Annotated in this window: 9 protein-coding genes and 1 pseudogene; 5 read left to right on the top strand and 5 right to left on the bottom strand. The window is 59.5% G+C overall.

Annotated features, from left to right (window positions below):
* Nucleotides 1-340: transposase (locus CKW18_RS29205; RefSeq protein WP_141233058.1), on the top strand; the 340-nt coding region annotated here is incomplete at its 5' end.
* A gap of 151 nt (nt 341-491) precedes the next feature.
* On the opposite strand, the gene CKW18_RS29200 is transcribed toward CKW18_RS29205, so the two are convergent.
* The 4 genes and pseudogenes from CKW18_RS29200 to CKW18_RS29185 all read right to left on the bottom strand — a co-directional run bounded on the left by CKW18_RS29200 (nt 492) and on the right by CKW18_RS29185 (nt 7,558).
* The gene (locus CKW18_RS29200) at nt 492-2,663 is read right to left on the bottom strand and encodes an autotransporter outer membrane beta-barrel domain-containing protein (protein ID WP_095191933.1); all 2,172 of its coding nucleotides are present in this window, start codon (nt 2,661-2,663) and stop codon (nt 492-494) included.
* A gap of 198 nt (nt 2,664-2,861) precedes the next feature.
* Nucleotides 2,862-5,819 (bottom strand): annotated as a pseudogene (locus CKW18_RS29195) (autotransporter domain-containing protein).
* A gap of 84 nt (nt 5,820-5,903) precedes the next feature.
* Nucleotides 5,904-6,740 (bottom strand): amino acid ABC transporter permease, encoded by an 837-nt coding sequence (locus CKW18_RS29190; protein WP_095191932.1) that lies wholly within the window; start codon nt 6,738-6,740, stop codon nt 5,904-5,906.
* The gene (locus CKW18_RS29185) at nt 6,737-7,558 is read right to left on the bottom strand and encodes an ABC transporter substrate-binding protein (protein ID WP_095191931.1); all 822 of its coding nucleotides are present in this window, start codon (nt 7,556-7,558) and stop codon (nt 6,737-6,739) included. The genes CKW18_RS29190 and CKW18_RS29185 overlap by 4 nt, the downstream gene beginning before the upstream one ends.
* Before the next feature lie 113 nt (nt 7,559-7,671).
* On the opposite strand from CKW18_RS29185, the gene CKW18_RS29180 reads away from it, so the two are divergent.
* From CKW18_RS29180 to CKW18_RS29165, 4 genes are all read left to right on the top strand, one after another.
* Entirely contained in the window at nt 7,672-8,571 is a 900-nt protein-coding gene (locus CKW18_RS29180) for a homocysteine S-methyltransferase family protein (protein ID WP_095191930.1), read from the top strand.
* A 503-nt stretch (nt 8,572-9,074) separates the two neighbouring features.
* Nucleotides 9,075-9,440: a DUF6124 family protein gene (locus tag CKW18_RS29175; RefSeq protein ID WP_095191929.1), complete on the top strand. Its 366-nt coding sequence runs from the start codon at nt 9,075-9,077 to the stop codon at nt 9,438-9,440.
* A 179-nt stretch (nt 9,441-9,619) separates the two neighbouring features.
* Complete coding sequence (locus tag CKW18_RS29170; RefSeq protein ID WP_095191928.1) at nt 9,620-10,972, top strand: HipA domain-containing protein; 1,353 nt, start codon at nt 9,620-9,622, stop codon at nt 10,970-10,972.
* Complete coding sequence (locus CKW18_RS29165) at nt 10,969-11,247, top strand: helix-turn-helix domain-containing protein (protein ID WP_095191927.1); 279 nt, start codon at nt 10,969-10,971, stop codon at nt 11,245-11,247. Before CKW18_RS29170 ends, CKW18_RS29165 begins: the two co-directional genes overlap by 4 nt.
* Nucleotides 11,248-11,300: 53 nt before the next feature.
* Here the strand turns inward: CKW18_RS29165 and CKW18_RS29160 are convergent.
* Nucleotides 11,301-11,548, bottom strand: a 248-nt coding sequence (locus CKW18_RS29160) for an integrase core domain-containing protein (RefSeq protein WP_141233150.1), incomplete at its 5' end; no start/stop codon positions are given.

The following is an 11,548-nucleotide window of genomic DNA, read 5'->3' as shown; positions in this document are numbered from 1 at the left end:
GGATTTGCTGGCGGCCAACCAAGCGTTGATGACGGTCTACTTGATGAAAGCTGAACTCAAAACGCTCTGGACGCCAAGTACCGCCTGGGGCTGGAGATCAGCCTGGAAGCAATGGCTGCGCCACGCTCATGAAAGCGCGATACCGGCTCTGATCCTGTTCGCCAAACGGCTCAAGGGTTACTGGCGGGGAATCGTCAGCCGGGTTCGCTGGCCGATGCACACGGGGCAGTTGGAAGGCATAAACAATCGAATAAAGGTTATCAAACGGATGGCATACGGTTACCGGGATAGCGAATTCTTTTTCATGAAAATCAAGAGCGTCTTTCCCGGTAATCCGTGAAGAACCTTTTTTTTCGCCTGTGTTTTCAGATCAACGCTGTTCCTCTGTGGGAGCGGGCTTGCTCGCGAATGCGGTCTATCAGTCAAGCAACAGCGACTGACACTCCCTCTTCGCGAGCAGGCTCGCTCCCACAGTGATGGTGTTCAGATCATCAGAACGCCATTCGCCACTGGCCCATCACGCCGTGATTGCGGCTCTCGGTACCGTACTCACCGGTAACACCCACGCCCAATGTGTGGTTGGCCGACAGTCCGAGATCTAGACCGGCGTCGATGCCCAGACTGTTGCGATCCAGCGTGGCACCGGCCACTTCGAAGCGTTTGCCACCCTTGACCAGTTGCTGGCGTGTGTCGCTGTCAAGTTCACCGAAGGTGTGTTTCCAGCCGACGCTGAACCGTGGTGTCAGGCTCATGCCGTTGTCCAGGCGATTGATTTTTGCCGTGCGCAGGCCAAAGGTGCTGCTGAGGTTGTCGCGGGTTTGCCCGAATACCTTCAGCGCCGCGTCCCCGCCTTTTTCACTGTGGCTGTCGCGTTGATAGCGTTGATAGCCGAGGCTGGCGAACGGTTCGAGCGTGACGTTGTTGCGGCCGAGATTGAAACCCAGTTCGGCAAAGGCTTGCTGGGTGTTGGCGTCGTAATTGCCTTTGAGGCGATCGCTGAATCCGTTGAACGCCACCCGACGTTTGCTGCTGCCGTCATGGCTGGCATAAGTGGCTCCGAGACGCAGGGCCAACGGGCCATCCTGACGCACCGCGTACGCGCCGAGGTGCCAGCTGTCGAGGTCGCCATCGTATTGACGGGCGTCGAGTCTGGTTTGGGATTTTCCGCCGACCAGACCGACATGCCAGTTCTCATCGAGCCGCCAGTCAGCGCCCATGACCAGACCTTGGGTGGCGTGCTTCAAGGTGCTGTCGAATTCGCGGTCGAGCTTGCCGCCATGGCCGAGGGCCTGGACCCAGACTCGGCCGGAGTCAGCACCGCCTGCGGCCTGCCGAGGATTGTTGCCGGAACCATGGACGGAGCCGCTGCGGTTATCGAGTTGGCGCATGGCCGACAGCATGCTCGCGCTCACGGGGGTGACGGCGCTCAATGTGGCTTTGGCGAGGTTGGCGTTGCTGCCTGCGGCGAGTTGTTCGATGGCGATCGGGGCGGTGGCTTTGTCGCTGGTCAGTAACGCGGCGACGGCTGCGTTTGCGGGTTCCACTGGCGCAGGAGTGGGCTGATCGGCGGCCTCGTTAGCTTGTGCAGTAAGAGGTTCGTCCTGCATTGGCGATGGGACCGACTCTGCAACGGGCGTCGACGCTGAAGTTGGAACCGGAACCGGTACAGACGCCGTCAATGGCGCTGGAGTTCGAGTCGTGGAAGGCGCAGGCGCTTGTGGTTCGACAATGCTTTCTGCCACGGCACGAGCGTTGTCTGTCGTGGCAGCGCTCGCAAGCGGCTCACCGTTACGGGCGTAAGTCAGCCCGACGGATTTTTTGTTGTATTGAGGTGTGGCTGTCATAAAGGCCAAGTCATTGATAACCGTACCGAATTCGCCTTCTACCTTGGCGGCTTCGATGATTTTGTACTGTCTGCTTTGCGGATATTCTCCCGGAGTCGCAACGACTTTCAGGGTGGCGCCTTCAAGCCTGGCAGTACCATCGACCTTGATCGTTTGACTGCCACCGGGGGTGACCCCATAAGCCAGTTCGGCGGTTGGGGACAAGCGCAAGTCGCCTTTCACGCGCGGGCTGCCTAGCACCTCATTGACGGTGAGCAGGCCGGCGACCTCCAGGCTTCCCACCGCACCTTTACCTGCAAAGCTGCCACCTTTCTCGACATACACGTCGCCCTTGATGCTCCCCAGGTTGGTCAAAGCGCTACCGCTGTGCACCAGCACGCCTTCCTTGAAGTCTCCCTTGGAACTCAGCGCCCAGTCGCCCCGGCTGAGGACCAAGCCGTTGAAATTACGTGTGTCTTTCAGTTCGCCGCCTCCCGCTGCATCCAGGAACAGGACGTTATCCCCCTCGCCACCATCCACCAGGCCGGTAAAGCTTGCGCCGTCCGTGAGCATTATCAGATCGTTTACAGCGGTACCTTTAAACGTTTTTTCAGGGGTTTTAAAAGCGATGGGCACCGTACTTGGGGCGGTGAGAAATCCCTTGAGTCGTTCAAGCGCCATTTCTTTAGGGCTGGTTTCGGACAATTCAATAGCATTCGCTACGGCGGTTGAATCAGCGACTTCAGCGGGTTGCTGAGCGATGGCAAGCTCTACGCAAGCCACTGCCAGCGAAATGGCCAAAGCCAGGTGTTTTGGTTTGAACGTGTGTCGAATGGGCATTGAGTCGGGCCTCTGTTAGCAGGAGCCCCAACTCTATTGATGCACCGAAAATTCCGATGTCGGCTGCTTCCCGCAGTCTTGCAGGCGACGTCGCATCATTTTGTAGAAAACTTCCAGCAGAGCTGGAACCGGTGCTTTTGCTCGACCACACCGACCCCTTTTCCTACACCCAATCAAGACCCCGCCGGCTGTTCAACCTCAAAAACTCATTTGCCACTGCCCGATCAACCCGTGATTGCGACTGTTGCTGCCGATCTCGCCGCTGTATCCCACACCCAAGGTATGCCGCGCCGAGATCCCCACATCCAGCCCGGCTTCCAGCACCAGGCTGTCGCGATCCAGCGAACTGCCATCGACACTGAACGCCGTGCCACCGACTACAAACGCCTGACGCGTCGAGCTACTGACATCGCCATAGGTGTGTTTCCACCCGGCGGCCATGCGTGGCGTTACGCTCATGCCGTTGTCCAGGCTGCTCAGGTGCGCCAGGCGCAGGCCGAAGGTGCTGCTGAAGTTGTCTTGGGTCTGGCTGTCGACTTGCAGCGCCGCGGCGCCACCTTTTTCCTTGTAGCTGTCGCGGTGGTAGCGGTGATAGCCGAGGCTGGCAAACGGTTCAGCGCTGAGGCGGCCCCTGCCCATGGCGTAACCGAGTTCGGCGAAGGCTTGCTGGCTGTCAGCGTTGTAGTCGCCTTTGGGGCGATCACTGAAACCGTTGAAAGCGATGGTGCGTTTGCTTTCACCTTGATGGCCGCTGTAGGCCGCGCCGAGGCGCAGGGAGATCGGGCCGTTCTGATGCAGGGCATAAACGCCGGCGTGCCAGCTCTCGACATTGCCATCGACGCCGGTGGCGTCCAGATCGGTTTTCGAATAACCGCCGAGCACGCCCAGACGCCATTGCGGATTCAGCGACCAGTCGGCGCCGAGCACGCTGCCCTTGGTGCGTTGTTCCAGACCGCTGCTGCCGTGTTCGCCGTCAAGCTTGCCGTAGCCGCCGATGGCTTGCAGCCACAGGCGGCCGCGAGCGTTTGGATCATTCAGGTTGCGCGCCTCGGACGGTACGCCGTTGGCCGCCAACACCGGTGTGTCTCGTTGATCGAGGCCGACCATCAGCCCCGGGCTGCCGCTGATCTGCTGCATCGCCGAAAGCATGCTGCTACCGACCTGGCTGCTGGCTCCGAGGGTGGCGCTGGTCAGGTTGGCATTGCTGGCGCCGGTCAGTTGTTCGATGGCCGCGCCGGCGGTGCTTTGGGTGGTGTTGAGCAAGGCGTTGTACAGCGCGTTGTTCTTGCCCATTTAGGCCAGGCTGGTGGCGGCGTTGCTGCCGTTGCCGGTGGCGGCGAACTCATTGAAGGCGACGTTGTTGCGGGTGTAGGTCAGGTCGACTTGAGTCGGCGTGTAGGCCAGCGTCGGCGTGAGAAACGCGTAGTCGCTGGTGATCTTGCCGAAGGTGCCGTTGACCTGCGCGGCTTGCAGCACGGTGTAATGGCTCTGCCACGGATAAGTGCCGCTGCCGGGATTCACCGCCAGGGTCGCACCGTTGAGATTCGCGGTGCCGCCGACCTGCACCGGCGCGTTGCTGCCGTCGGCATTGACGCCGTAGGCGAGGGTGGAAACGCTACTCATGTTCAAGTCATGCACGATCGTCGCTCGGCCCAGACTCGTGTCAGTACGTAATGTGCCGTTGACGTTGAGGCTGCCCACCGATCCGCCCCCTGCATATACACCACCGGCATCCACGGTGAGGTCGCCGGCGATACCACCCTGGTTGATCAGCGTCGCACCGTTGCGCACGGCGCCGCCGTCACTGAAGTCACCCGTTCCGGTCAACGTCCACGCGCCTTGCCTGACCTCCAGCCACTCGAAGTTGCGACTCTGGCCGAAGTTGCCGCCCGCGGCGTCGTCCATCACCACCCGGTCATAACCGCTGCCGCCATCGACGGCACCGACGAAGCGGCTGCCGTTGCGCAGGGTCAGGCTGTCGTTGCCAGCGCCCATGTCCAGCGCCAGGCCATTGCTGCCGCTGAGGGTGCCGCCGTTGATCACACTGTCGGCAAACTCGCCGACGAACATCACGCCAAAACCGTCGAGCCCCTGGATGGTGCCGAAGTTCTCCAGCGTGGTCGCCGCCAGCCCCGAGCCGCCACTGCCGTCGTCCACCAGAATAGCGCTGGTGGCGCCGCTGATCAGCGCGCCACTGGCGTTGAGAATGTAGCCGCCGCCGAGGGCGATGCCCTCACTGCCATTGGCAAAACCACCCTTGTCGACACCGCCCGCGCCGACGCCTTGGATGGTGCCGTAGTTTTCGATATGGGCGATCTTGTCGATGTCCACGCCGTCGCCGTCACCGTTGGGTTGCAGCCCGGAGTAGGCGCCAGTGATGGTGCCGTGGTTGATCACCGTGCCGTCGCCATCGGAGCCGAAGCCGGAGCCATTGCGCCCGGTGATCTGCCCGTAGTTGATCAGTGTTGCGCCGAGGTCGGTGGTGATGCCATGGCGGCCGCCGGAAATGATGCCGTAGTTGGTGATCGAAACGCCCGTCGCCGTATCGATGTCGATACCGTCGTACTTCTGGTCGGCGTTATGCGAGTCACCCGTGGAAATCTCGCCGTAGTTGGTAATCGTCGCGTTGGCGCCGGTCTTCATGCCGTCGCTGGCGTCGCCGCGAATCAATCCGCCGTCGCGGTTGATGATCGTGGTTTTCACCCCGTCGCTGCGCAGCGCATCCAGATCCAGCCCTTGGCCGGTGGTCGAGCGGATGATGCCGCTGTTGTCGATCAACAGGCTGCCGCTGACGAAGTTGCTGTCGATGCGCAGGGCATCGTTGGCGCCGAGAATCTGCCCGCCGCTGCGGTTGTAGAGGGCGTAGTTGCGCGCCTGTGTCAGGTCGCCGCTGCTGTCGATGGCCCGGCCACCGCTGGAGATGATCTTGCCAGAGTTATCGATCACCACCCCGGCGCCGCTGGTGCTGTCCTTCAGGCTGACGGCCTTGCCACTGTTGGTGATGCTGCCCGGCGCCGAAATCGTCAGCGTGTCGCTGCCGCCCAAGGTTTGCGCGGCGGTGGTGGCGGTGTCGATCTGCACGGTTTTGCCGTGGGCGGCCGTGGTGGCGATCAACAGGGCGATGGCGAGGGACAGGCGCTGAGGCGGGAAGGGCATGGTGGACGGCCTTTTGTTATAAGCGGGCCGTCCTGTATAGCGATGGGTTTTTACAGAATGATGTCTGCGCTGTTGCAGAACACCTTAAGTCCGGCGCTCGTAAGCCTTGCCGTAATGCCGCTCCATCCGCGCCTGAATCAGCTCCAGCCCGATCGACATCACCCAGTAAATGATCGCCGCGGTCGTGAGCATTTCGATGTAGCGATAGCTTGAGCGGCCATACGACTGCGCCAGAAACATCACTTCCCAAACGCCCATCACCGAGATCAGCGACGAGTCTTTGAGCATCGAGATGAATTGGTTGGTGGTCGGCGGGATGATCGTGCGCATGGCCTGGGGCAGGGTGATGCGCCAGAAAATCACGCTCTCGCGCATGCCCAGCGCCAGCGACGCTTCTCGCTGGCCATACGGGACGCCAAGAATACCGGCACGGAAGATCTCGCTGAGGTAGGCGCCATAGTTCAGCGACAGCGCGATGATCCCGGCAACGATGGCGCCGGGCACGATGCCCAACTGCGGCAGGCCGAGGTAGATCAGCAGGATCTGGATCAGCAGCGGCGTGCCGCGAAAGAACGAGGCGTAGAAACTGGCGATGCCGAAGGCCACGGCGCTTTTCGACAGTCGCGCCAAAGCCGTCACGAAGCCCAGCAATGACGACGTGACGATCGAGCATACGCACAGAAACAACGTCAGCGCCGCACCTTGCAAGAAGCCGTTGGGTGCCAGCTTGAGGCCGACCAGGTTGGGCAGCTTGTCGAGGATGATCGAGAACTTCAGGTCGAAGCTCAGGAAGAACCCGGCGAACAGGCAGAACATCACTGCCCAGGTCAGGTACAGCCGCGTACGAAAACCGAAGAGCCGGCGCAGACGTGATTCAGCCACCGGTTGCGGTGGCTGGGGTGGAGTGGGGAAAGAAGTCATTGACTGATGTCGGCGCCGATCCATTTCTGCGAGAGCTTGCTCAGGGTGCCGTCCTGCTTGAGCTGCGCAAATACCTCGCGCACTTTCGCATCCCACTGGGCGTCACCCTTTTCGATGGCCACCGAGTTCGGCTCCGAGTACAGCGCTTCGCCAGCAAGCTTGAAGCGTTTGTCTTCATTCAGGCGCGGCTGGGCAGTGACGAGGTTGGTGAGGATCGCATCCAGACGCACGCCGGCACCCAGGCCCAAGTCCTGGAAGGCGACGTTGTCGGTGTCATACGGGGCGATCTGCACCTCCTCGAACGGGTACTGCAACTGCGTGTCTTCCGCGCCTTCGATGACCAGATTCTTGTTCAGATAACTTTCGTAGCTGGAGGCGCTGGTCAGGCCGACTTTCTTGCCGCTCAGATCCTTGGCGCTGTGGATGCGACCGTCTTTGGCGTTGACCACGATCACGGCTGGCGAAGCGTAGTACTCGACCGGGAAATCGAACACTTCGGCGCGGGCCTTGCTCGGGGTCATCGAGCAGATGCAGATGTCGTAACGGCCGCTCCAGCGGCCGGCGGCGATGACATCCCAGGACGGTGTTTCCAGGCGCAGCTTGACCCCGAGTTTGTCCGCCACGGCTTTGGCCACATCAACGTCGAAGCCGTCGAGCTGGTTCTGATCGTTGAGGAACGAGAAGGGTGGATAGCTTTCCATCAACACGCCGACCAGCTCTCTTTTTTGCTCGATGCGATCCAGCGTGACGCCACCAAAGGCTTGGGTGGAGGCGGCCAGAATCGTCAGGCCCAGGGCCAGTAGCGGTTGAAATTTCACAGTCGATCCCTGGTAAAAAAAGAGGTTGTTATTAACCGAATGGTGCGTATTAAATAGTTATAAGAACGACTCTGGTAGTGAGTTATTTTCATAAGCTTATGAGTGAAAGGCATATGGGCGCAGCAAGCACAGTAATTCTCGATGGCGGCATGGGCCGTGAGTTGCAACGCGCCGGTGCACCATTCCGGCAGCCAGAGTGGTCGGCGCTGGCGCTGAGCGAAGCGCCGCAAGCGGTGGAAGCGGTACACGCCGCCTACATCGCCAGCGGTGCTAATGTGATCACCAGCAACAGCTACGCGGTGGTGCCATTCCACATCGGCGAAGAGCGTTTCGCCGCTGAAGGTCAGGCGCTGGCGGCATTGGCCGGTGAACTGGCGCGGCGTGCGGTAGAGGCGTCGGGCAAAGCCGTGCGGGTCGCGGGTTCGTTGCCGCCGTTGTTCGGCTCCTATCGCCCGGATCTGTTCGAGGCGTCCCGGGTGACCGAATTGCTCAACCCGTTGGTCAAGGGTCTGGCCCCGCACGTTGACCTGTGGCTGGCGGAAACCCAGAGCTCGATCGTCGAGGCGCGCGTCATCCACGCCGGGCTGCCGCAGGACGGTAAACCGTTCTGGTTGTCGTTTACCTTGAAGGACGAAGACACCGACGAAGTGCCGCGCTTGCGCTCCGGCGAGCCGGTGGCCGAAGCCGCTGCGGTGGCCGCCGAGTTGGGCGTCGAGACGCTGCTGTTCAATTGCAGTCAGCCGGAAGTGATCGGTGCAGCCATTGATGCAGCGCGCGAAACCTTCGAACGTCTGGGGGTGAAGATTCACATCGGCGCGTATGCCAACGCGTTCCCGCCACAGCCGAAAGAAGCCACGGCCAATGACGGACTCGACCCGTTGCGCGAAGATCTCGATCCGCCGGGTTATCTGCATTGGGCGCGTGATTGGCAGCAGCGCGGGGCCAGTCACCTGGGCGGTTGCTGCGGGATCGGCCCGGAGCACATTGCGGTGCTGGCGCAGAAACTCGCTTAAGACAAAATCAAAAGATCGCAGCCTGCGGCAGCTCCTACAGGGTGTAGGAGCCATCCCGCATGACGAACGCATTGTGACTCCTTGAGCCTGTGCCTGATCGGCATGTAGGTGAAACAAGACAGATAAATCGCCAATTATTCTTGTGCGGTAAACCTCTGTCGTCACTCTTGTTTAAAGCCTGTTGGCTTTACGTCTTGCGACCTACAAATCCTTGCGCCGCTGCCTACGCATGCACCAGAATCCGCCGGCTTGTGCGCCTTTGGCTGGCTGCGTAACTTGGTTTGCATCACTGATTTCCAGTGATCGGGCTTAGCGGCCCGGCTAGTCACTACGGTTGCACATATCTATCCAGTCAGGCATTCGCCTGCACTTGATGGTGGCTGTGCGCATGGCACCTTCGGGTGCACCGGGTTTTTGGTGACTACCGGTCCGCTAACTTGCGCACAGCCGCCACCCTTTCGCTTAGCGGTGAAAAGATGGCGGCCTCACAGAGGTTAGTCACCATGTTCAAACCAACGCCAAACCCACCGACGACAGACTCGGCATCCCCCTACGAATCGCCCGATTCAAAGAAATTTCACGAAGCCGCAGAGCGCGCCCTCGACCACTATCTCCGCCCATCGGCGGCCGACATCATGGCCGCGCCTTACAAACCCAACACGCTGTACATGGCAAGCCCCGAGGCCGACAACGAGTCCTTGCTGGCAGATGCCACTGAGACCCTTGGCTCGGCCACCGTTATGATCAACAACCATATCGCGCAGGTTGAAGGTACCCACCGCAAAACCCTGCAAGGCATCGCTCAGGTGGTGATGCTGGCAGAGCTGGCGGTTAATCGGGTGCTGGACAGGTTAGTGCCAACGGAATGATCAACGCGCTGGCGGCGCATTCGCATGTGCTGCCAGCACATGGGTTGGGAAAGCCGTTATGGGTGCTTTTCTGCATTTTGTTGCAGATGTATTCGTGGTCATCGATTAAATATGCACTATATTGCAGTTATTAATGAAAACCCTTCGCTAAAGTGCATTTAAATGCAGGTGCAAAGCGTATGTACGACCTGACATTACAGATATTCACGGCAGGGCAATGGCATGACGCGATGATTCTGAGTTTCGCTGACCCCGAAAAGGGTTTCGAGAGTCGCTGCGATTTCGGTTATCAAACCACCTATCTCTTCGATAACTTCGACGAGATAGGGTCGCCGTTCTCAAAAGCTGTGAGTGTACGGTTCCCATTGGAATGGGATAGCCGGCGATCCGCTGTACCAGCCTTCATCCATGACATCGCTCCTGCCGGTGCGGCGAAACGTTTTCTTCTTGCTCGCGTGGGGCAAGAAAAACCCGCAGGCATCAGCGCCGATCTTTATCTGTTGGGTCGAAGTACAGCGGCACCCATCGGCAACATGCGGATAAAGGAGTCTGCCGAATCTGTGGATGAGCGAGAGCCCATTGGATTTCAGCGTCAGGACGTGATCCTGCGTGACAACCGGTTTCTCGAGTACGCCTATGAACTGGGTGCCGCCATTGGCGGTGCGACGGGGGCGGGGGGGGAAGCACCGAAGCTTCTGTTGGCAGAGGACAAGGCGGGCCTCCTGTTCCCCGATGCAGTCCTTGAGGATTCAGAGGTCAGTCAACACTGGTTTGTGAAGTTTGCCCGCAACAAAGGCAACCAGACCGATCAGGACATTTTGCGAAGTGAATTCCACTACTACAGAGCCCTTCAGACGTTAGGCATCGAAACGGTCGCATCACAGGGGCTGGCATTGGAAGAAGCGACCAAACCCAGCTTGTGGATGCAGCGTTTTGACCGTCGGGTAACCGCTCAAGGTGTTGAGCGTTACGCAGTCGAATCGATTTATTCGCTGGCTAACGTGACAACACCAGGCAGCGCGATGGACCATTTGGACGTGATTCGCATGCTTGCCGGTCTTTGGCGTGAGGCAGGGCAAGCGAATCAGATTCCCGATCTGGTGGCGGACTACTTGCGTCGGGATCTGATCAACAAAATTCTCGGTAACTCGGATAACCATGGCCGCAATACCGCGATCATTCGTGGGGCAAGTTCGTTTCGACTTGCGCCCATTTATGACTTGGCGCCGATGGTCATGGACGATGAAGGCGTTACCCGTACGACTAAATGGCCGAAAGCGTTGGAAAGGGCGGGTGATGTCGATTGGCGAGGCGTTTGTCGTGCATTGGCTGATATTGCAGACCCGGATGATCCCTTGGCTGCTTTGGCCGACGCGCCTGATTCATTCGAGCGCCTGCGTATGGATGCAAAAGGCCTCGCGGCCCTTCCCGATATTTTGACCGAGAGCGGTCTGCCGGACCGAACCATGAATCACCCAGGCATCGCATTGAAGAATCTGGAGCAGCGATTGAAAGAGTGGGATCTGAAATGAGCCTGACCGTTGCCGAACGCACTGTGCTTATTGAAAACATAAGGGAAGCGCTGGCACAGGGAACGCTTGAGATCGGCGAAGCCGTTCGCCGCTTACGTGTAGAAGTGACGGGGTTGCATCAAACCCAGTTCGCGAAAATGTGCAAGATCTCGGTGCGTACCCTGGTGCACATCGAACACGGTGAGGGTAATCAGACGCTGAAGTCGCTGAACGCCGTGTTTCGTCCGTTTGGGATGAAGATGGGCGTTGTGCGAATTCGGCGAGATATCAGTTAAAGATCAAAAGATCGCATGGACTTGCCCCTACAAAACCGGACACCAACTCCCCGTTAAATTGATGCCACTGCCAAGCGCCTGAACTCCCTCGGTGAACGGTAGTTCAAGGCGCTGTGCGGATGCTGCTCGTTGTAATGTTCGAAGGCAATTGCCAGGTTACGCAACGCCGTTTCTCGATCCGGCTTGGGCATGTGCGCCACGTAGTCACGCTTGATCGTCTTCACGAAGCTCTCGGCCATGCCATTACTCTGCGGGCTACGCACTGGTGTGGTCACCGGCTGCAAGCCGATCTGCCGAGCAA

The organism is Pseudomonas sp. Irchel 3E19, from assembly GCF_900187585.1.
GTDB lineage: Bacteria > Pseudomonadota > Gammaproteobacteria > Pseudomonadales > Pseudomonadaceae > Aquipseudomonas > Aquipseudomonas baetica.
The sequence above is the reverse complement of the archived record's forward strand: the minus strand, read 5'-3'. Positions and strand labels throughout refer to the sequence as shown.

What these genes read in the sequence shown, in the direction of transcription:
- CKW18_RS29200 (WP_095191933.1), bottom strand. Translation starts at nt 2,663, where the DNA reads ATGCCCATTCGACACACGTTCAAACCAAAACACCTGGCTTTGGCCATT.
- CKW18_RS29190 (WP_095191932.1), bottom strand. Translation starts at nt 6,740, where the DNA reads ATGACTTCTTTCCCCACTCCACCCCAGCCACCGCAACCGGTGGCTGAA.
- CKW18_RS29180 (WP_095191930.1), top strand. Translation starts at nt 7,672, where the DNA reads ATGGGCGCAGCAAGCACAGTAATTCTCGATGGCGGCATGGGCCGTGAG.
- CKW18_RS29175 (WP_095191929.1), top strand. Translation starts at nt 9,075, where the DNA reads ATGTTCAAACCAACGCCAAACCCACCGACGACAGACTCGGCATCCCCC.
- CKW18_RS29170 (WP_095191928.1), top strand. Translation starts at nt 9,620, where the DNA reads ATGTACGACCTGACATTACAGATATTCACGGCAGGGCAATGGCATGAC.
- CKW18_RS29165 (WP_095191927.1), top strand. Translation starts at nt 10,969, where the DNA reads ATGAGCCTGACCGTTGCCGAACGCACTGTGCTTATTGAAAACATAAGG.